The sequence below is a fragment of the Pseudomonas frigoris genome, from assembly GCF_047758635.1.
In the GTDB taxonomy this organism is placed as follows: Bacteria; Pseudomonadota; Gammaproteobacteria; order Pseudomonadales; family Pseudomonadaceae; genus Aquipseudomonas; species Aquipseudomonas frigoris.
The window spans coordinates 2,528,698-2,549,210 of sequence record NZ_CP180479.1 but is presented as its reverse complement, the minus strand read 5'-3'; the positions used below and the strand labels follow the sequence as shown (position 1 = coordinate 2,549,210).

The window sequence follows — 20,513 nt, the reverse complement described above, 5'->3', positions numbered from 1 at the left end:
CCAGTCATGCAGAGCTTCAATGACGCAGTTTCAAGGCTTGATCTGGCCCTGATTGGCGCACAAAGAGCCCAGCCCGAGCAGCAGGGCCGAACGCTTGGGTTTCAGGTACGACTCGATCCGCGTGAGGGAGCACTGCAAGCATCCAACCCCAACTGTCACACAGAAAAGCTCGGGCCAGACGATCACGGCTGATCAACGCATAGACCAATATCGGTGCGGTCACCCACAACAGGCAGACCGGCCCCTTGGTCAACAAGGCACAGCCGAGCAGCCCGTAACTGAGCCAGACCCAGCTGCGACCGCCTTGCGCGAACAGAAAGCGCCATGCACAAAACAGCGCCAGCAGACACAGGCCGGTCAAAGGCATTTCAATTTCTGCCCGGCGGGCAAACAGGCTGAACCCGGCATTCGCCGCCAGGAACACCACAGCCAGCAGCGCCACTTGTCGCCCGGCGAATGCACATGCCTGGCGATACAAGGTCAGACAACACAGCGTCGCAAACAGCGCCGAAGGCAGGCGCACGCTCCATTCGGAGAGGCTGCCCAGCAGTGACGTGCTGACCAGGGCCAGCCAATAGAACAGCGGCGGTTTGGACAAGTACAGCTCGCCGTTCATGTACGGCAACAGCCATTGGCCAGCCTCGTGCATTTCCCGTGTCGTAACGGCGCGCCGGGCTTCATTGACGCTCAGGAATGGCAAACTCCCCAGTCCCCAGTAAAACAACAACAGGAGCAACACCGCCACGCCCAGGGTTGGCCAGTCCAGCGCGCGCCGCGCGGTTTGCATCGGCAGGAATGCCTCGCCTTCTTTACTCATACACGCCTTACTCCTTCCCCAAGATGCACGAGAATGCGTGAGTCTGCCCAACGGGTCAGCTCATCGTATTTTCGTGAACTAATAACAACGTATTGCGCCTTCACGTAAGTTCCCGCTGGTTTCCAACGGAACACGAAGTGTAGCCAAGGCTGTAAAAAAGTTAGCGTGCGCTAATCACACTTTTCAGCCCGGGAATATCAATTCTCCTTGTTCTACCCGGCTATGGCTGAGCGCGATGCTGGCAATCGAAGTAAAAAACAGCCGGTTTTTTTAAAGAAAAAAAGGGAGGGCATCCATGCCCTCCCCTCCTCTTTTCACGCGTCTGCGACAGTACTGATCAGCACCTCAAGTGGCGAGAATGAAGTCTGCGGCAGTGACGGTTGTTGCATCGGCCACACCGACCAGGCGGATGGAGTCAGCTATTCCTGCGGAGCTGATCAAGGTATCCGCACCGACATCGGTGATGATGACGCTGCCGGCAAAGGTCGCAGCAGTGACGCCGAACGCGGAAATATCGAGCAGGTCCTGGCCGCCCACTGCGTTAGCATCGAAGCCGATGATCTGATCGGTCCCGAAGCCCGCTGCGAACATGAAGATATCGTTGCCACTGCTGGCAACCATTATGTCGTTGCCAGCACCGCCAGTGACCGTATCGTCGCCGGCACCGCCATCGATAAAGTCATTGCCGCTACCACCCAACAATGTGTCGTTACCGTCACCACCGAGCAGCGTGTCGTTGCCTGTTCCACCATTCAAGACATCCGCCCCATCACCGCCGTCGAGGCTGTCATCGCCAGTGCCGCCGTTGAGGGTATCCGTACCAATGCCACCGAACAGTTGGTCGTTACCGGCGTCGCCATTCAGTGTGTCGTTGCCGCCGTTGCCGGTGAGGATGTCGTTGCCGCCGCCACCATTGAGGGTGTCATTACCCACCCCGCCGGTGATGACGTTATTCAACCCGTTACCGTTGCCGACGAAGTTGCCGACTCCGGTGTAGGTCAGATTCTCGACATCAGTGCCCAGCGTGTAGCTGGCCAGCGAAGTCTGCACGGTGTCCGTACCGCCACCCGCCACCTCGACCACCACGTCCAAGGCTGCATCGACGACGTAGGTATCGTTGCCGGCTCCCCCCAACATCCGGTCAGCACCTGCACCGCCATTGAGGAAGTCGTTACCCACCCCGCCGGTGATGGTGTTGGCCAGTGCATTACCGGTACCGGTGAAGTTACCGGCTCCCGTATAGGTCAGGTTCTCGACGTTGGCACCGAGCAGGTAGTTCGTCAGGCTGGTTTGCACCAGATCGGTACCACCACCCAGCGCCTCGGTGACAACGTCACCGACGTTGTCGACCACAAACGTGTCGTTGCCGGCACCGCCGTTCATCGCATCTGCGCCGAGCCCACCATTGAGGGTGTCGTTGCCGTCCTCGCCATTTAGGACGTCGTTGTCGTCTCCGCCGTTGAGGATGTCGTTGCCAGTGCCGCCAAACAACTGGTCCATACCGGCGAGGCCATTCAGCGTATCGTTCCCGCCCAGGCCAAACAGCACATCGTTACCTGCGGTGCCGGTGAGGGTGTTCGCCAAAGCATTGCCCTGCAGTACCACGCCCTGTACCACAACCGCCGCCGTCGCCGCAGAGGTCACCGACTCCAGCGTGCCGAAGCCATCGATGTAGCGCACGATCACTCGCAGTTGCAGATTGACCTGCGCCGCACCAGGGGTGAAGGTCGCAGCAGTCGCGCCGTTGATGTCGGTGAAGGAAGTGCCGACACCTTGCTGCCATTGGAAGCTGAATGTGCCCAGCCCATCCAGATCGGCAATCCCACCCGTCAGCGCGGTCAGCACCTGCCCTTGATCCGGTGTCGTATCGCTGATCAGCAACGCGCCTGTCGGTGCATCGTTGACGTTGGCCACCGGCCCCAGGATGTTGGACGAAGCGCTTTCGGCCGCACCGAAGTCATCCACGTAGCCAATTACCACGCGCACTTCCTGGCCGACCTGAGCCTGGCCAAGCGCGAACGTGCTACTGGTAGCTCCGGCGATGTTGACGAAGCCAGGCCCGTTGTTCGCCTGCCATTGGTAGGTGAACTGCGGATTGCTGAGGCCATCAACGTCGATGATGCTCGACGGGTCAGCGGTCAACACCTGGTTCTGCACTGCCAGCCCGGTTACGGTCGGCCCTGCAGTGGGTGCATCGTTGACGTTGGCCACCGGCCCCAGGATGTTGGACGAAGCGCTTTCGGCCGCACCGAAGTCATCCACGTAGCCGATTACCACGCGCACTTCCTGGCCGACCTGAGCCTGGCCAAGCGCGAACGTGCTACCGGTAGCACCGTCGATGTTGACGAAGCCAGGCCCGTTGCTCACCTGCCATTGGTAGGTGAACTGCGGATTGCTGAGGCCATCAATGTCGATGATGCTCGACGGGTCAGCGGTCAACACTTGGTTCTGCACTGCAAGCCCGGTTACGGTCGGCCCTGCAGTCGGTGCATCGTTGACGTTGTCCACCGGCCCCAGGATGTTGGACGAAACGCTTTCGGCCACACCGAAGTCATCCACGTAACCGATCACCACGCGCATTTCCTGGCCGACCTGAGCCTGGCCAAGCGCGAACGTGCTACCGGTAGCGCCGGCGATGTTGACGAAGCCAAGCCCGTCGTTCGCCTGCCACTGGTAGGTGAACTGCGGATTGCTCAGGCCATCGAGGTCGATGATGCTCGACGGGTCAGCGGTCAACACCTGGTTCTGCACTGCAAGCCCGGTGACGGTCGGCCCTTCGGTCGGTGTACTGTTCCCCGACGAGTCGACGATCTCCAGCGTGCCCTTGGCATCCTGATACACCGCACGGACGCGGATGTTCAGGCCCGCCACATCGTCCGCCACCCGGTAGGTGGTGCCGATCGCCCGCGATACCTCGCCAGCGGCGATAAAGGTGATGTCTTCAAAGACGCCCGACCCGGCAATGTTTTCGACCTGCCAGTAGTAAGCCACCCCACCGGTCACAGCGCCGGTCGGGTTGGCCACACTCTGGTTGTCCGCGTCGTGTACCGCCCGATCGCTGACGCGCAGCAACTGGCCGGCGACAGGCGTTTCATCACGCACACCGGTGGCAGCATCGAGGATTGCCAGATGACCCGACGGGTCGTTGTTTTGGGCGGTGCCCACTCCGGACGATTGCGCCACGTCAGCGAACTGCAGACGCTCGATGCCCGTCAAGCGATCGACGCCATCACGCCCCGCTACCGAGTCGGTCACAACGACAGTGTTGCCATCGATCTCGACGCTGTACTCCGCCGCATTACCGGAAAACAGCGCGGTGTCGAAGCTGTCATTGCCGGTCAGAATCTCCCGAACGATGACCAACTGGCCTGGGTTGTAAGTACCGTTCAGCATCAGCTGTACCATCGGCGCCATGCTGTCGAACGTGGCGATTTCCGGGCCAGTGCCATCAGCGTTCGCCCGTACGCTGATGCGTACGTTCAGCCACTTGTCACCATCGATGATGTCGTCACCACCGCGACCTTCGATCAGGTCGCTACCACTACCGCCGAGGATGATGTTGCCGCCGTCGTAGAACGTCGCTCCGGCTGGCAGCAAATCAGCCAGGCCGTTGATCAGGTTGATGTTGGTCAGCACACTGCCGGTTGCCCCCGCAGTGGGCAGCGATGTGGCATCTTCGTTATCACCGCGCAGGAAGTCACCGTGCGATGAACCCGACAGACCTTCCACGATGTCGAAACGCACCAGCGCCGAAGCACCCGAACCCGGCACCGGTGGAACATCGAAAAAGCGGTCGCTGTAATCGATGGTCACGCCTTGGGCGAGGTCCTTGAAGGTTGCCCAGTCATAGCCGGAGCCGCCGATATAGCGGTCACCCATGCCGAGACTGCCGACCATGATGTCGTCGCCGCCTTCGGCGTTGAACTTATCGTTCTCGTTACCGCCGATGAACACATCGTTGCCGATCACCGGGTCATTGCCAGCCGGGTCGAAGTTGTCGCCAGGTGCACCGTCCGAAGTGCCCTTCTCGATCCAGTCGTCGCCTTCGTTACCCATGTCCTGTTCGTTGGCTTTGCTGCCCAGGATGAAGTCGTTGCCCTGGCCACCAATGGCCTCGGAAGCGTCCTCACCGGTCACGATGAAGTCATTGCCGAACCCGCCAATGATCAGGTTGATGCCGTTGCCTCCGTGCAGCACGTCGTTGCCGTCGCCACCCTGGATGTTATCGTCGCCACCGAGGTCGGTGATGATGTCGTCGCCGGCGCCACCGCGCAGTTGATCGTTGCCGTTACCGCCTTCGATGCGATCGTTGCCGGCATCACCCCAGACCGTGTCATCGCCACCACCCGAGACGAGGATGTCTGCGCCGTTGGTGCCGCCCAGCACGATATGCTCGTCACCCGAGTACCGGATGTAGTTGGCGTCCGGCCCCGCGGTCAGCGGGTTGTCGCGGAACACCACCTGCTCGTTGTTGTCGCTAAGCGGATCGGCGTTGCCCAGGCCATCGTTGTACTGCTTGCTCTGCTCCCTTTCCAGATAGTACGCAGGGTCCGAGAACACCAGACCCGGCAAGTGCGTGGCCGAGGTGTTGGCCATGATCAGCTTGGCGAACGAGTTGCTTTCCAGTTCGGCATTCATCGACAGGCCAGCGGTACGCTCCAGGTAGTAGAAGCGGTCGCCGTCCTGCAGTTTTTCCAGCTGGTTCTCGAACACGAAGTTGAAGGTCGTGCCGAGCATGCCGCCGAACGGGGTTTTCTCTTCGGCCAGGCCGCCGATCCAGAGGTCGATGGCATCGACGCCCGTGACCGTCACACCCCTCAGATCGTCGGCAGTCCCCAGCACCCCATCCTTGCCGGCCAGTGTTACGTTGGCCCAGGCACCGCTGCCATTGAGGAAGGCCAAGCGGTCAGACGGCGCATCAGCACCACCAAATACCAGCGCCATCGCTGCAGCGCGTTTGTCTGCCAGCGTGGTCGCCTCCGTGATCGTGTCATGCGTGCCATAGGCCGCGATGAAGTTGATCAACGACTCTGGATGTTTCAGGTGCTGCACCAGGTCAACCCAGCTGCTGTACGGCTTGAGTTGGGTATCACCGGTTTGGCTGAAGATGTCGCGGCGGATCGCATTGAGCGATGGAATCCCCACGTCGCGGCCACGGGCAATGTTGAGCGCCGGCAGGTCGAGCGGCAGGCCGAGCAGGTTGTTGCGCAGCGCCTCGGTGACGAACTCGTCGATTTCGTTACCGGTTTGCCGAGTCAACCCTCGCACGATTGCACTGGTCGCATCCTCGGGCGTCACGCCACTGGCGGCGTACGCCAACGGGTTGAGGAACGCCGCGATCAGGCCCATTTGCTGATCAGGATCAGCACTGTTCGGATCGCCGACCACGTTGAAATCGACGTCGAAGCGATCGACGGTCTCGGTCAGCATCGAGTGGCCAAACCGGTACACGGTGTGAGCGAACTCGGCGACGATCGAGGCATCGAGGTCAACGTCATAGACCTGGGTCGGTGCGAAGAACAGGTCGACCCTGGGCTGGATGGTCCGCGCAAACTCCTCGAACACCAGGTGCTGATACTGCATCTCGGTGCCGAACTTGGCCGCCTGGAACAAGCGCTCGCCATTCCACACCAGCGCATCGATCTCAGCCTGGTTGGCTGGCAACGCGCTCACCGGATTGAGCAGCCACTCGTTGAGGAAGGCCACGTCACCCGAATCGAGCACGGTGTCCTTGGTCTGTGCGACCAACCGATTGTGCTCGGAGTGGAAGATCGCATGCACAGCGGTCAGGCCGATGTTCTCGTTGACCCGGCCGTCGCCAGCGATGTAATGCGCATCCAACAGTTCGTTGTCGTAGGCCAGATTGGCCCCGGTCTGCGGATTGAACGGCACTGCGTTGCCAATATCGGTGTCCGCGTCAGGCACGAGCACGCCACCGCTGAATACCGGCGCTGCATTGTTGTTAATGTCGACGAGGAACTGGTGACCGGTGCGCACAGCATTGGTCAGGCTAATGGGGGAAAGCGGATTGCCTTCGACAAGGACGTCATCAGCCGTGCCACCCAGACCGTCAGCCCCCTTCATCACGACCATCGGGAAGCCGTTCGGCCCCTTGATGAAATTGCCGTAAGCGTCAGTCGCCAACAACGGGGCGTTACCGACGTCGGCATCGGTAAGGTGGATACCCAGGATGTCGTTGGCCTGCGCCTTGACCACCTTCCAGGTCGCCATACCACCGATTTCGCTGTCGTCCGCGGAACCATACTTGCCATCCGCTCCCAGGTCACGGTTAGTGATCAGCCTGCCGGTCGCGATGGGGCCGTTGTCGGTCAGCTCATAACCGCGCAGGAAAACCTGGTGCGACGGGTGCGAGCTGTAGGTCTGGTTTTGGTCCACGAACGGCGAGGTGGTGTTGGTGTGCTCATGGATGTCGTCGGCCGTGCCGAGAACGCCATCCGCCCCTGGCAGGTTGGTCGCGCGGGTCAGCACCATGAAGTTAGCGTGGCCGCCTGGCACATACAGCGGATCATCCGCTTGCAGCGGGATGAAAATGGTGCCCGAACCGCCTTTGGTCACCAGGTCCAGACCGTGATCGAAGAACTGCCCGAAGAAGGTCATCCAGGCGTTGAACGGCGCGGACAACCCCGCATCCGCCGCGGTGTTCTCGAACAGGTACACATCGTGGTCGTCGGCAGTACCGAACTGACCATCCATGCCGGGGCTGGCGACTATCCGTACGCCGTCCTTGAGCACGTCGTCGTTACCCACCGTGCCGAAGTTGAGCACACCGTCCGCACCCGGGTCGTAAGCCGTGGCATAGGCCGCCGGGTTGTTCGACGTCTGGTCGACGATCAGATTACTGATGGTGCGCGGCTGCGAGTCAAACACATAGCCGCTGTTCTGCTGGTACGACGATCCCGGGATGGCCGGCGAGCCGGGGCCAAAGAACCCGGCAGGTGCACCTTCCGCCGGATTGAAGACCGGATCGGCCAAGCGTGGAAAGGTGTTATCCGCGGCACCAAACTCGGTGTTGTTAATGCCGTTGAGGTTCATCAGGTTGTTGTTCGAGCCATCGACCGCACGCAGGCCCAATGGTGCGCGGATATTCGGGATCAGCGAGAGGATGTCCTGACCGGCCGCGTCTGCCTCGGCAATCTTGATTTGATCAAGAATGAAGTTGAGGTCGGAGCGGACCATGTGAAGGCCCGCGCCACCCGCAGTGGCATCGACGACAGGTGTCGGCGCCGTCGGCACAACCGGCGCGCCGGGAACCACCACGGCCGTCGGCTGCGAGAACACTATTTCAGTCGTGCCATGACCATCCTGGTAGATCGCCTTGACCCGCAGTGACAGCCCGGCAAGATCCGGAGAGACCTTGAACGCGGTGCCGTCGGCACTTTGGAACGCCAGGTCGCCGGCCGGCAACAGGATGATGTCCTCGAATACGCCGGTGCCTGGATTTGCCTCGAACTGCCAATAGTAGGAAACCGAGGTGTTGTTGACAGTACCCAGCAGATTACCCACCGCGATGTTGTTGGCATCGCGCACACCGGCCATGCTCACCGTCAGCGTGTCGCCCACTGTTATCGCGCCGCCGTTTCCGTCCGTGACGGTCGGCCTGCCCACCGGTTGTGCATTCAGCCCCGTCACCAGCACTTGCTGGGTATCGGCGAACTGCAGGCGTTCGATATGCAGCAAGGTATCGGTGCCGTCGCGACCCGCTACGGTATCTGCCACCGTCCACACATCGTCCGCCACATTGTCCGTGCCGCGGGTGTCATGCGTCACCACATACTCGGACTGGAGCCCGGAGAAAATGGCGGTGTCAAAGGCCGCCCCGCCCGTCGAGGTGCCGGACATGATTTCCCGCACCGCCTTGAGCTGACCTGGGTTATAGGTGCGGTCCAGCATGAGCGGGATCATATCGACCATGCTGTCGAAGGAGGCGATCTCGGGACCGGTATGGTTGACGTCGTCGGCGGCATACACCGCAATTCTGACGTTGATCCATTTGTCGCCATCGATCAGATCATCGCCCCCGCGGCCCTCGATCAGGTCACTGCCATTGCCACCGAGGATGATGTTGCCAGTGGCAAAGCCAGTGGTCGGCAAACCGGCATCGGCCAGAAACTGCTCCAGTCCACGGATCAAAGCCACATTGGTCAATGCACCGCCCGTGGCACCACCGTGGTTGACGAGAGTCACCGCATCAACATCATCGCCTTTGAGCACATCGCCGAATTTCGAACCGGACAAGCCTTCGACCTCGGCAAAACGGTCGAGAATCGAGGCCGGCGAGGCGCCGACCGGATTGAACACCCCGGCGTTCTGGTTTGGCGCGTTGCCGTGTGGCTGCGCTAGCGCGGCCAAGGACAGGTCAACGGTCACGCCGACCCTGTCATTTTTGTAGGTCACCCAGTCGAAACCGGACATGCCGTCCATCTTGTCCTGAGCATCGCTGCCGACAAAGATGTCATCGCCACCCTCGCCGATCATTTCGTCGAAGCCACCACCACCGACAAAGATATCGTTGCCGACCACATCGTCATTGAGCAACGGCGAGAAGTTATCGCCAGGCGCACCGTCCTGCATGCCGTTCTCGATCCAGTCATCACCTTCGTTGCCGGTAGGTGGCAGGTTGGTCTTGGCGCCGAGGATGAAATCGTCACCCTGACCGCCGAAGGTGGTGGTGATGTCTTCAGTGGTGACGATGAAGTCCTGGCCATCGCCTCCAAGGATCAGGTTGCCTAAAGCAAGCATGCTACCGGCCACGATCACATCGTTACCGGCATTGCCTTCCAGACGGTTGTCGCCGAACGAGTCGGTGATGATGTCATCGCCCGCGCCACCGAGTACCGCATCGTTCCCGGCGCCGCCTTCGAGGCGGTCGTTGCCTGCATCGCCGTAAACAGTGTCATCGCCGTCACCGGAGATGATGATGTCATTGCCGGCGGTGCCGCCCAGGACGACATGGTCTTCACCGGTATATTGCAGATAATTACTGTCCGCACCCACGGTGTCTGGGTTGTCGCGGATCACCAGCGGCACGATTTCCACGCCGTTGATCATGAGGCCGCCCGTTGGATCGGCTTTGCCGTCCACGCCAAGGTTAGTGAACTGATTGGCCTGATTCACTTCGAGGCTGAACGTCGGCGTCAGGAACACGGTGTTCGACAGGTGGGTGACATCGCTGTTGAGCATGATCAGCTTGGCAAAGGAGTTGTTCTCCAACTCGGTGCCGAAGTTCAGGCCTGCGGTACGCGACAGGTAGTAGAAGCGGTCGCCGTTCTGCAACGCCTCCAGCTGGGTTTCAAACACGAAGTTGAACGTCGAGCCGAGCATGCCGCCGAACGGCATTTTCTTCTCGGCGAGTCCACCGACCCAGAAGTCGATGTCGTCGAGGCCGGTGATCGTCACACCCGTCACGTCGTCGGCAGTACCCAGCAGCCCATCCTTGCCGGCCAGCGTTACGTTGGCATAAGCACCGGTGCTGTTGAGGAAGTCCAGGCGGTCAGCCGGTGAACCAGAACCGCCGAATACCAGCGCCAAGGCTGCAGCGCGTTTGTCTGCCAATGTGGTCGCCGCCGTAATCGTGTCATGCGTGCCATAGGCAGCGATGAAGTTGACCAACGACTCGGGGTGCTTGAGGTGGTCCGCAAAATCAGCCCAACTGATGTACGGCTTGAGTTGGCTGTCGCCGGTTGATGTGTACATCTCACGGCGCGCTTCATTCAACGTGGGGATGCCAGTGTCGCGACCACGCGCCAGGTTCAGGGCCGGCAAATCGAGCGGTAGACCGAGCAGATTGTTGCGCAACGCTTCGGTGACGAACTCGTCGATCTCGTTGCCGAGCTGGCGGGTCACACCGCGAATGATCGCCCCTGCCGCTTCGTCCGCAGTCGCCCCGCTGCCGGCAAACGCCAGCGGGTTGAGGAAGGCCGCAATCAGACCCATTTGCGAGTCCGGGTTGTTCGGGTCAGTGAGGAGCGGATTGAACTCAGGGTCAAAGCGATCGACGGTCTCGGTCAACATCGAGTGACCGAAGCGGTACACCACGTGGGCGAACTCGGCGAGGATTGCCGGGTTGATCGAGGTGTCATACCCGTTGGGGGCAAGGAATCCGTCGATCTGCGGCTGAACGGTCCGCGCGAACTCCTCGAACACCAGGTGCTGGTACTGCATCTCGGTGCCGAACTTGGCGGCCTGGAACAGGCGTTCGCCGTCCCACACCAACGCCGCGATTTCAGCGGGTGTAGTCGGTATGGCGGCCACGTCGTCCACCAGCCACTCATTGAGGAAGGCCAGATCGCCGGCGGCAAGGAGGGTGTCCTTGGTTTGCTGGACCAGGCGGTTGTGCTCGGAGTGGAACACATGGTGCACCGTGGTCAGGCCGATGTTCTCGTTCACCCGGCCGTCGCCGGCAATGTAGTGAGCGTCGAGCAGTTCGTTGTCGTAGGTCAGGTTGTTGCCGCCCGCACCAACCGGCTGAGCATTGCCGATATCAGTGTCAGCATCCGCCTGCAGAACCCCGCCGACGACTACCGGCGCGGCATTGTGGGCGATGTCGTCGAGGAAGCCATGCCCGGCGCTCACGGCGCTGGCCAGGCTGATCGGAGCATCCCGGTTGCCTTCGACCAGTTGAGTGACGTCATCCGCTGTCCCGGCGATCCCGTCAGCACCGTTGCTGACGCGCATCACCACCTGCGGCATGCCGCTCGCCCCCCGGATGAAGTTGCCATACGCATCGGTTGCCAGCAGCGGCACGCTGTGCACATCGGCGTCGGTCAGGTTGATACCGAGAATGTCACGGGCCTGGGCCTTGACCACCGCCCAGGTCGCCATGCCGCCATTTGTGCCGTCACCATCATCGGCAGTGCCGAACTTGCCATCGGCGCCGAGATCGCGGTTGGTAATCAAGCGCCCCGTTGCAACAGGGTCACCTGCCGCGTTGAGGACATACTCGCGCAGGAACACCTGATGCGAGGGGTGCGAGCTGTAAGTTTGGCTTTGGTCCACGAACGGCGAGGTGGTGTTGGGCTGGCCATCATCGGCAGTGCCGAGTATTCCGTCCGCGCCGGGGGTATGCACTGCACGTGGCAGCACCATGAAGTTGGTCGGGCTGCCCGGTACGAACAACGGATCGTCCGGCTGCAACGGAACAAAAACGAAGTCGGTACTGCTCTTGGTGACCAGGTCGAGGCCGTGGTCGAAGAACTGGCCGAAGAAGGTCATCCACGAGTTGAAGCCGGCGGTCAGACCGGCGTCCGCCGACACGTTGGGGATGAAGAACACTTCCTTGTCGTCGGCCGTGCCGAACACGCCATCCAGACCGGGGCTGATCACCGGGTCTGCACCGCCGTTCGCCGCTACTGCGGCCGGGTTGTTGGCGGTCTGGTCGACAATCAGGTTACTGATAATCCGTGGCTGCGGGTCGACCACCGTCCCTGACGCGGCATAGGCCGCTCGATACTGGGCATCAAGCAGGCGCAGGAAGGAATTGTCCGCGGCGCCAAACTCGCTTTGCCCGGCGACCAGATTGTTGTAGCTGCCATCGACGGTACGCAGGCCGAATGGCACTTGGCTGTTGGGTAGCAAATCACTGAGGCTGGCGCCGTCGGCATGCGCTTCTGCGATGAAGATTTGCTTGAGGATGAACTCCAGGTCCGACTTGTTGAAATTGGCCATTTTAATTGCCCTCGATCTCTTTGGGGAAAGGACACGGGACGATAAGAATCCTCCCGCGCCCAGTCCGGTGCTGGCTTGCGCAGTGTGTTGGTTCTTTTTTTTTTGGCGATCGCGGGCGCGGGATGGCAAAGCCGTTACACGGCCCCCCGGGATGCGCGCCTGGAATTCGCGAAAGAATGGCTCGCTCGGCGATTAGGCAGAGCGAACCCGAGCCTTGGGTGGGCCATGGAAACTTGAAGTAACGGCGAACTTCCTGAACAGCCCCTTCACTCCGCAGTAGAACGAAATCATCGACATGGTGTGCTCCATCGGGAAAATCATCACACCTTGCGTTGCCAAAAAGTTGACAGGCTTCAGGCGAGCGGCTCCCTCAATGACTGAGACTAAAGTTGCATAGCGAAAAATTGTCAATTTTACGACACGCAAAACAGACGACTGGTGATTGACCTCCTAACTAGCTGTTTTTGTGAGACTTATAGGAATTCATTCGCGGCATTAGAGCGAAATGTTATTTCAGATTGTTTCGACGACACCTACGCTGCTGCCATGAGAGCGACGCAGTGATTTGCAGGTGATGCGCCCCTAGAGCGACCAACCTGCGTATCAACCAGCTGCCTGCGGAACTGCATCTGTTAGTTGTTGCGCCGCAAGGGCAAACGGCTTTTTGAAGAGGGGTCACCCAAAATGCACAAGCAATCGAGCACTCGATCAGAACTGGCTGACGCGCTTTTTCGACTTCGCCGTAGTTTTTACTCGCTGGCAGGGTTCAGCGGCGTCATCAACGTCATGATGTTGACGCCAGCTATATATATGCTGCAGGTCTATGATCGGGCATTGGTCAGTCGCAACGTCACAACGTTGACGATGTTGACCATTCTGGTGATAGGCCTGTTCTTGCTGATGGCCACGCTGGAAATGTTCCGCACCCGCGTGCTGATCCGGGTCGGCAACTGCCTCGATATGGACCTCAATCGACGCATTTTCACTGCAGCATTCGAGCGCAACCTGAGCCGCGCCGGTGGGAATCCGGCCCAGGCCCTGCAGGATCTCGCGCAGGTGCGACAGTTCCTCACCGGCAATGGCCTGTTCGCTTTCTTTGATGCGCCATGGACGCCGATCTACCTGCTGGTCGCCTATCTGATCCACCCGCTGCTCGGACTGGTCACGCTGATCGGCTCGCTGATTCTGGTGGGCCTGGCTTATCTCACCGAGAAGGCGACGCAAAAGCCGCTGGCCGAAGCCAATCAGGCCGCCCTCTCCTCCGCCAGCTACGCCAACAATAACCTGCGCAACGCCGAGGTCATCGAGGCCATGGGCATGCTGCCGTCGATCGGCAAGCGCTGGTACCAAAGCCATTTGCGCATACTGGAAATGCAGGCCCTGGCCTCCGACCGTGCCGCCCTGATCAGCAGCACCGGGCGCTTCGTGCGTATCACTTTGCAGTCGCTGATCCTCGGCGCCGGCGCGCTGCTGGCGATCGAAGGCAAGATCACCCCCGGGATGATGATTGCTTGCTCGATCCTCACCGGCCGCGCGCTGGGCCCGGTGGAACAAGTCATCGCATCGTGGAAGCAGCTGCTTGGCTGCCGTTCGGCTTGGGGCCGGCTGAACGAGATGCTGAACGACTATCCGCGCCGGCCACCGAGCATGTCACTGCAGCGGCCGCTGGGCATGCTGGCGGTGGAGAATGTGTTTGCTGGCGCCCCCGGCACCGGCAACACGATTCTGCGCGGGGTGAGCTTCAATCTTTCCCCCGGCGAAAGCCTTGGCATTATCGGTCCATCCGCCTCGGGCAAATCCACCCTCGCCCGCCTGTTGGTCGGCGTCTGGCCGGCACAGGCCGGCAAGGTGCGCCTGGACGGCGCGGACATATTCACCTGGAACAAGGGCGAACTTGGACCCTGGCTCGGTTACCTGCCACAGGACGTGGAGCTGTTCGAGGGCACCATCGCCGACAACATTGCGCGCTTTGGCGAAGTGGACAGCGACGCGGTCATCCGCGCCGCCAGGACTACTGGAGTGCACGAGATGATCCTGCGTCTTGCGCAGGGTTATGAGACCCGTCTGGGCACCGATGGCAGCCCGCTTTCCGGTGGCCAGAAGCAACGCATCGCCTTGGCCCGCGCGCTGTATGGAGAACCCAATCTGATTGTGCTGGACGAGCCGAACGCCAACCTCGACGACATCGGTGAAAAGGCCTTGGTCGATGCGCTGGCCCAACTCAAAAACCGCGGTGCCACCGTCATTCTGATTTCCCACCGTCCCAATGTGCTTTGCGCCGTCGATAAGGTGTTGATGCTGCGAGACGGCGGCGTGCAGATGCTCGGCACTCGCGACGAAGTATTCGCAGCGCTGCGCAAGGCCAGTGTGATGCCTGCAGGCGCGTCAACTCCGCTGGCCTCCGTCAAAGCACGGGAGTAACCGATCATGCAAATGAGCCAACACACCGACATGATTCACACCGACCCCAGGAACGTGGTGGATCTGGACGTCGGTAAACCCGTGCGCTGGGGCATGTTGCTGATGGTCGCTGGCTTCGGCGGCTTCCTCCTGTGGTCCTGGCTGGCGCCGCTGGATGCCGGCGTGGTCGCGACAGGCACGGTAAAAATCACCAGCAATCGCAAAGCCGTACAGCATCTGAGCGGCGGCACCGTGGAGGCCATTCTTGTTCGCGAAGGCGATACAGTGAAAAAAGGCCAGGAGGTGGTCCGCCTCGACTCGCTGCGTGCCGCTGCCGAACAAGGTGCGGTCAGCGCCCAGTACATCGTCAGCAAGACTGTGGAAAATCGCCTGGAAGCGGAACGTGACGGCCGCGATGTGGTGAACTACGATCCCGAATTGCTCAAGCGCTTCGGGAATGACTACCGCCTGGTGGCCGCCATGGATCTGCAACAACGCCTGCTGGACACCCGGCGTGCTGGCCTCGCTGGCGAAATCAGCATCCTGCAGGAAAACCTCGCGGCGTCGGCGGTGCAGCTCAAGGGTCTGCAGCAGGTCTATGGCGCCCGCGCCTCGCAGATCAACTTCCTTAGCCAGGAACTAACAGGCACCCGCGCGCTGGCGGCCGAAGGCTATGTCCCGCGCAACCGTCTGCTTGAGCTGGAACGCAGCAATGCCGACCTCTCCGCCGGCCAGGCCGAGAACCTCAACAACATCGCTCGGGTGCGTAGCCAGACCACCGAAATCAAGCTGCGCATCCTGCAGCGCCAGCACGATTACCTGAAGGAAGTCGAATCGCAGCTCACCGACACCGCCAAGGAAAATACCACCCTGGCCGACCGCTTGCGTGCGCTGGACTATGAAGTGACCCACACGGTGATTCGATCGCCCATCGATGGCATGGTCCAGTCCCTGAGCATCGCTACCGTCGGCGGGATCATTCAGCCCGGCTTCAAGATCATGGAAATCGTTCCAGACAACGAACCGCTGCAGGTCGACGCGATGATTCCCGTGCAGGCCATCGACAAGATGGTCCCCGGCCTGGCCGTGGACATCGCCTTCCCGGCCTTCAACCATGCCCGCACGCCCAACATACCCGGCCGCGTGAAGACCGTCTCCGCCGACCGCCTGCTCGACGAGGAAAGCAAGCAACCGTTCTATCTGGCTCAGGTAGAAGTCACGCCCGATGGCATGAGCCTTCTTGGCAGCAATCACATTCGTCCCGGTATGCCCGCCAGCGTCACCATCAAGACTGGCGAGCGCAACATGATGAGCTATCTTCTCAAACCAATGCTTGAGCGTGTTGACAGCTCCTTCAAGGAACAATGAAATGGACCGTCATTGCCTGTTCTTCAGCCTGTTGGCGCTGTCCCTCCCGACCAGCGCCATGGACCTCAAACAAGCCTGGGATCTGTTGCAGTACCAAGGCCCCGTCTATCGCGCCGCCGTGCATGAAAAAGAGGCCGGTGCGCAAAACCGCGACATCGGCTTGGCCGGCCTGCTACCGCAGATCAATGCCTCGGCCTACGACAACAAGGTCAATGGCACCCAACGCCAGAGCGGCGTCGAAAGAGATCTCGACTACACCTCCAAGGGCGCTAACGTGCGCTTGCGCCAGCCGCTGTTCAACAAACAGAAAATGGCCGAATACCGCCAGGGCAAGCAGCGTGCCGACTACAGCGTCGCGGTGTTCGATGCCAAGAGTCAGGACGCCGCAGTGCGCCTGGCTCAAAGCTATTTCGACGTGCTCCTCGCCAGCGAAACCATCACCCTTGCCAAGTCCAAACTGAACGCCTTCGACGAGCAACTCGCTTCGGCGAAACGGCGCATGGAGTTGGGGGCCGGCACCGTCACCGACATCGACGAGTCGGCCGCTCGCCGCGACCTCGCCGTGGTTGAGCTGATCGAAGCGCAGGACAACCTGGTCAACTCGCGCCGCAAGCTTGAGGAATTTATCGGTGAAACCCCCGAATCGCTGACCACCTTGCGTCCGAGCTTCGATACACCACCGCTGCTACCTAGCAACCTGCAAGACTGGTTGGTCAAAGCCCAGACCGACAGCCCGCTGATCCATGCGCGCCGTCATAGCAGCGACCTCGCCGAAGAAGAAGTGAAGCGCGCCAAGGCCGGCCACTGGCCAACACTGGATTTCGTGGCCGGCTACACCGCGGGTCAGAGCCAATCAATCTCCGAGCTGAATCAACGCAACCGCTACGCCTCAATCGGGCTGGAAGTAAACTTCCCGTTGTACAGCGGTGGCGGCACCAGCGCGTTGACACGCCAGGCCAGTGCCAATAGCTATAAGGCCCTGGACGAACTCGACGCCACGCGCCAGGAAGTCATCACCGGTACCACCCGTGAGTATCGCGGCGTAGAGAGCGGCGCCCAACGTATTCGCGCGCTGGAGAAGGCAGTGGAGTCCAACGAACGCTCACTGAATTCGACACGCAAGGGCTTCAAAGAGGGGGGCACCAGCACCAATGCGGACGTCCTCAATGCCGAAGAGCTGCTCTTCGTTGCGCGCCACGATCTGTTCGAGGCCAAGCTGCGCTACTTGATGTCGCGCCTGCGCCTGGCCTCTTCGGTGGGCAGTCTGGGCGACGACGATATCGACCACATCAACGACTACCTCGGCCCGGAACTGTTGGTCACCAACTGACTTTCACCTGTGCGGCACTTCTACAAGGTGGTCGGCAAAACCCAGGCACAATCTCCCGTGCATGAAAGGTGGAGAGTCGAGGAGCCGCGCATGATGGCTGCCGACAGTTGCTGGAACGTTATTTCCCCCGCGCGCGCATATCGCGCCCGCTTCCTGACCGAGATGGTTGAGCATCATCGCGTTGGCTCCGCTGAACCAATGCGAGGCGACTTGCTCGCGGTCTGGCCCCATGATCGCGGCCGTCCCCGCGAAACCCGGCATGCTTTTTTGACTGAATTGATCGACATTTTCGGGGCCGTGTAAGCGTCAACGGGAGCAAGCCCCTCACCCGTTTCAGATCCGGATTTCGCTGGTCGGGATAACGTCGATCCGCGCCACGGGCCCCGTCAAGTGCGCCAGGTCTGCGTTGTGCTCGGTGATGATGTCTTCGGCGGCGAGGTTGCCGTTGTCGACGGTGGAATGCGCATCGGCGGCGAGCACTACGTCATAGCCCAGGTTCAGGGCCTGGCGGACAGTGGCGTTGACGCAATAGTCGGTTTGCAGGCCGCAGATGATCAGTCGATCAGTGCCCTGGTCTTGCAGCAATGATTGCAAGTGGGTCTGGTAGAACGAGTCTCGATTGGTTTTTCGCACGCGAAGGTCTTGCGGCGAAGTCTTCAGGCTTTCGGCCAGTTGCCAGCCTTCGGAACCGTGTTGCAGCAGGTCGCCCTTTTCTTCGTGCTGGATGAGGATGACCGGGATGCCTGCTTCGCGAGCCTTGGCACTGAGGTCGTTGATGTTCTCGATAACACGCTTGATCTCAAAACATGCGTACTCGCCTGTGCACAGGGTGCGCTGGACGTCGATGATCAGCAGTGCAGTAGCCATGAGTTCCCGTCCTTGATGGGTCGGTGAATCGGCAACGGATTTAGAATCCGCTCCCCTTTTAACGTGTAGCAGCTGCCGAGCCTGCGAGGCTGCGTTCGACTGCGAAGCGGTCGTAATCCAGCGAATGTGCTCTACCTGAATGAACACGGTCAACCGATTTACGACTGCTACGCAGTCGAACGCAGCCTCGCAGGCTCGACAGCTGCTACGGGATCGGGGGCCACCCTCAAGGATCGGGATGGCCTCAGATCTGCCTCAATAACCGAGCGACAACCCGGTATTACGACGTGGATCGTTCGCCCCATAGAAGCGGTTTTTGCCGACCGGTTTGCCTTCCAGCGACGGTGCACCGACCAGAATCGCCGCCACATGGTTGGCGTCCTGTGGTCCGGCAAACTTGTGCCCCCAACTTTCGAGCATCTTCACCGTATCAGGACTGGTAGTGAAGGTCTCCAGGTTGGTCTCTTCCGGCAACCACTGCTGGTGGAAACGCGGAGCATCGACCGCTTCCTGGATATTCATCCCGTAGTCGATCACGTTGAGCATGGTCAGCAAGGTCGCGGTGATGATGCGGCTGCCTCCGGGGGTGCCGACCACCATTACCACTTTACCGTCCTTGGTGACGATGGTCGGGCTCATGGACGACAGCGGCGCCTTGCCGGGTGCGATGGCATTGGCCTCCCCTTGCACCAGACCGTACATGTTCGGCACGCCGATTTTCGAGGTGAAGTCATCCATTTCGTCGTTGAGGATGACCCCGGTTTTGCTGGCCATGACGCCGGCGCCGAACCAGTCGTTCAGGGTGTAAGTCACCGAAACCGCGTTGCCCCATTTATCGACGATGGAGTAATGGGTGGTGTTGCTGCCTTCATGGGGCGCTACGCCGGGTTTGAGCTCGCGGGACACACCGGCCTTTTGCGGATCGATGGCGGTGCGGATTTTGGTGGCGTAATTTTTATCCAGCAGATGGTCGATTGGGTTCTTCACGAAATCCGGGTCGCCCAGGTAGCTGTTGCGATCCACATAAGCGTGGCGCATCGCTTCGATCTGGTAGTGCATGCTCTGGGCCGAGTGGTAACCCAAGTCTTTCATCGGGTAGCCGTCGAGGATGTTCATGATCTCGCAAATCACCACACCGCCAGAGCTTGGCGGTGGCGCTGAAACCACGTGATAGCCGCGGTAATCGCATTCGATCGGGGCCAGTTCGCGGGTCTTGTATTTGTCGAGGTCGGCCTGGGTGATGATGCCTTTGTTGGCCTGGCTGGCGGTGACGATGGCATCGGCCACCCAGCCTTTATAGAAGCCGTCGGCGCCCTTCTCGGAGATTTCCTGCAGGGTCTTGCCGAGGTCTTTTTGCACCAGTTTCTGACCGACTTGCATCGGCTCGCCGTTGCTCAGGAATATCGAGCCGGAATCCTTGATGTCCTTCTTGAACACGTCGGTGGCATATTCCAGCAACTCGACATCGCCCTGCTCCAGCACAAAACCGTCTTCGGCGAGCTTGATAGCCGGGGCGATCACTTCCTTGCGCGGTTTGGTGCCGTATTTCTTCAGCGCCAGTTCCATGCCCGACACGGTACCCGGCACGCCAACGGCCAAGTGACCACGGGTGCTCAGGTCAGGGACGACGTTGCCCTCCTTATCGAGGTACATGTCGGCGGTGGCGGCCAGCGGTGCTTTTTCACGGAAGTCGAGGAAGGTCTTGCGCCCGTCCGCCAACTGAATGGTCATGAAACCGCCACCGCCCAGGTTGCCCGCCGCGGGATAAACCACCGCCAGCGCATAACCGACCGCTACCGCGGCATCGACGGCGTTGCCGCCGTTCTTGAGCACATCGACGCCCACGTGACTGGCCAGATGCTGGGCGGTGACGACCATGCCGTTTTCGGCCGCAACCGGCGCCACGGAGGCCGCGTAAGCACTGAGGCAACTGAGCGCCAAGGAGGTCGCAATCAACGATTTGGCAAAAGGTTCGAACTTCATGAGTCGGTCTCTTTTTGTTTTTAGGTTCTGTAAAAAACAGAGGGAAGGCTTCAAGAGCAGAGG

8 protein-coding genes are annotated in these 20,513 nt (G+C 60.5%); 4 read left to right on the top strand and 4 right to left on the bottom strand.

The window, feature by feature from the left end:
* Positions 1 to 16 precede the first annotated feature (16 nt).
* The gene (locus tag ACMXYH_RS11505) at positions 17 to 817 is read right to left on the bottom strand and encodes an ArnT family glycosyltransferase (RefSeq protein WP_415767122.1); all 801 of its coding nucleotides are present in this window, start codon (positions 815 to 817) and stop codon (positions 17 to 19) included.
* A 345-nt stretch (positions 818 to 1,162) separates the two neighbouring features.
* Positions 1,163 to 12,502, bottom strand: coding sequence for a peroxidase family protein (locus ACMXYH_RS11500; protein ID WP_415767121.1), 11,340 nt, complete (start codon positions 12,500 to 12,502; stop codon positions 1,163 to 1,165).
* A gap of 684 nt (positions 12,503 to 13,186) precedes the next feature.
* On the opposite strand from ACMXYH_RS11500, the gene ACMXYH_RS11495 reads away from it, so the two are divergent.
* The 4 genes from ACMXYH_RS11495 to ACMXYH_RS11480 all read left to right on the top strand — a co-directional run bounded on the left by ACMXYH_RS11495 (position 13,187) and on the right by ACMXYH_RS11480 (position 17,903).
* Positions 13,187 to 14,923 carry a type I secretion system permease/ATPase gene (locus ACMXYH_RS11495; RefSeq protein ID WP_415767120.1) on the top strand — a complete coding sequence of 579 codons (1,737 nt, stop codon included), beginning with the start codon at positions 13,187 to 13,189 and terminating at the stop codon, positions 14,921 to 14,923.
* Positions 14,924 to 14,929: 6 nt separating this feature from the next.
* Positions 14,930 to 16,270 (top strand): HlyD family type I secretion periplasmic adaptor subunit, encoded by a 1,341-nt coding sequence (locus ACMXYH_RS11490; protein WP_415767119.1) that lies wholly within the window; start codon positions 14,930 to 14,932, stop codon positions 16,268 to 16,270.
* Between the two features lies 1 nt (position 16,271).
* Positions 16,272 to 17,600, top strand: a complete 1,329-nt coding sequence (locus ACMXYH_RS11485) for a TolC family outer membrane protein (RefSeq protein WP_415767118.1) — start codon at positions 16,272 to 16,274, stop codon at positions 17,598 to 17,600.
* A 90-nt stretch (positions 17,601 to 17,690) separates the two neighbouring features.
* Entirely contained in the window at positions 17,691 to 17,903 is a 213-nt protein-coding gene (locus ACMXYH_RS11480) for a hypothetical protein (protein WP_415767117.1), read from the top strand.
* Positions 17,904 to 17,933: 30 nt separating this feature from the next.
* Here the strand turns inward: ACMXYH_RS11480 and ACMXYH_RS11475 are convergent, their stop codons facing one another.
* Entirely contained in the window at positions 17,934 to 18,467 is a 534-nt protein-coding gene (locus tag ACMXYH_RS11475; protein WP_129436879.1) for a cysteine hydrolase family protein, read from the bottom strand.
* Positions 18,468 to 18,722: 255 nt separating this feature from the next.
* The gene (gene ggt / locus ACMXYH_RS11470) at positions 18,723 to 20,450 is read right to left on the bottom strand and encodes a gamma-glutamyltransferase (RefSeq protein ID WP_415767116.1); all 1,728 of its coding nucleotides are present in this window, start codon (positions 20,448 to 20,450) and stop codon (positions 18,723 to 18,725) included.
* Positions 20,451 to 20,513: the final 63 nt, after the last annotated feature.

Excerpts from the sequence above, each read along its gene's own strand:
- ACMXYH_RS11505 (WP_415767122.1), bottom strand. The coding sequence starts at position 817 with ATGAGTAAAGAAGGCGAGGCATTCCTGCCGATGCAAACCGCGCGGCGC.
- ACMXYH_RS11500 (WP_415767121.1), bottom strand. The coding sequence starts at position 12,502 with ATGGCCAATTTCAACAAGTCGGACCTGGAGTTCATCCTCAAGCAAATC.
- ACMXYH_RS11495 (WP_415767120.1), top strand. The coding sequence starts at position 13,187 with ATGCACAAGCAATCGAGCACTCGATCAGAACTGGCTGACGCGCTTTTT.
- ACMXYH_RS11490 (WP_415767119.1), top strand. The coding sequence starts at position 14,930 with ATGCAAATGAGCCAACACACCGACATGATTCACACCGACCCCAGGAAC.
- ACMXYH_RS11485 (WP_415767118.1), top strand. The coding sequence starts at position 16,272 with ATGGACCGTCATTGCCTGTTCTTCAGCCTGTTGGCGCTGTCCCTCCCG.
- ACMXYH_RS11480 (WP_415767117.1), top strand. The coding sequence starts at position 17,691 with ATGATGGCTGCCGACAGTTGCTGGAACGTTATTTCCCCCGCGCGCGCA.
- ACMXYH_RS11475 (WP_129436879.1), bottom strand. The coding sequence starts at position 18,467 with ATGGCTACTGCACTGCTGATCATCGACGTCCAGCGCACCCTGTGCACA.
- ggt (WP_415767116.1), bottom strand. The coding sequence starts at position 20,450 with ATGAAGTTCGAACCTTTTGCCAAATCGTTGATTGCGACCTCCTTGGCG.